Origin of the sequence: Komagataeibacter oboediens (genome assembly GCF_018491655.1) — a bacterium.
GTDB classification, from domain to species: Bacteria; Pseudomonadota; Alphaproteobacteria; order Acetobacterales; family Acetobacteraceae; genus Komagataeibacter; species Komagataeibacter oboediens.
Genome location: NZ_JABLUU010000062.1, coordinates 1 through 1,294, shown reverse-complemented (window position 1 = coordinate 1,294; position 1,294 = coordinate 1). Strand labels below are relative to the sequence as shown.

Genomic DNA, 1,294 nt, shown 5'->3' with positions numbered 1-1,294 from the left:
TGGAGGGTTCGAAAAAACCTCTGATTGATGTGCCTGGCTCGTGTTTTTAGGCTTTCGGCGATTTGATTGACGGTTCCTGAGGTAGCTTTCTTTCTGCGTTTTGAGCAAATTGGGGACTACCCCCCGCTGGATTGCTATGCGCTCGCGTTCATTCTCTCCAGGAAGAGGAAACGGCGCATGTTGTAGACGATATTGGCCAGTCCGATCGTCATTGTGGCCCGTGTGATGCCGACGGCCCGGATGAACAATCCCATCTGCGATTTCTGATCGGCAAAGACATGCTCGACGCGGGATCGGATCACCGACTTCCCCGCGTTGGACCGCTGGGCATGGCGGGGCATGGGCTTGAGATTCGGCTTTTTCCTGTGGACCTTCGAGACGAAACCCTCTTTGTCCATGAAGTCCTCATTGGCTTTCGAGCGGTAGGCGGTATCCGCCCAGACGCTTGAGGCCGTATTGGTTTTATCAAGCAAGCCCTCTCTCAATCGCGCGCCATCACTGGCGGCGGCATCTGTGGCCTTCCATTTGCGAATCAGCCGATATTTCCGGTCGATGGAGACGTGGGATTTGTAGCCAAAGAACGGAATGGCAAGATCCGTTGCGGGCATACTTCCGTCATCCTGACGCTTTGCTTTCGTGAACTTCAGCGTCCAGCGCGCATGGCGATCCTTGTGGGACAGCTTTGCGGGCTTGTCCTGCCACTCTTCAGGAATACGCCCTGCCCGGAGATCCGCTTTCTCGGCGTTTGTATTGCGCTGCTTTGGAGCAGCCACCAGCGTTGCGTCCAGAATCTGGCCCGACATCGGCAAATATCCGGCCTTGCGCAGGGTCGCGTCAAAGCGGTCAAACAGTCTTTCAATCGCACCCGTCTGGGTCAGGCGTTCACGGAACAGCCAGACCGTTTTGGCGTCAGGCACACGGTCCGACAGCCCCAGACCAAGGAAACGCATAAAAGAGAGACGATCATTGATCAGGTACTCCGTCCGCTCATCAGACAAATTGTTCAGCGTCTGGATCACCAGGATCTTGAACATCAGCACCAGATCAAACGGAGGGCGCCCGCCTTTGCTCCCATCCGAATACGCCAGAGCCTTCTTCAAATCAGGGCGGAACACCTCAAAATCCACAGTCCGGGAAAAGGCCTCGAGTTGATCGCCAAGCCCGCTCAACCGGGCAAGCCGCTCCTCAACATCAAAGAAACCAGGCTGTTTCATATCGCCATTCCCTCAACCAGAACCAGAGGAATGGAATCACACAGAAGGCCTCAAAACCAGTAGGTTTTTCGAACCCTCCA

Annotated in this window: 1 protein-coding gene; it reads right to left on the bottom strand. The window is 55.3% G+C overall.

What is annotated here, in order from left to right; genetic code table 11:
* Nucleotides 1–134 precede the first annotated feature (134 nt).
* Nucleotides 135–1,214, bottom strand: coding sequence for an IS5 family transposase (locus tag HNO79_RS17185; RefSeq protein WP_025814070.1), 1,080 nt, complete (start codon nucleotides 1,212–1,214; stop codon nucleotides 135–137).
* Between the last annotated feature and the right edge of the window lie 80 nt (nucleotides 1,215–1,294).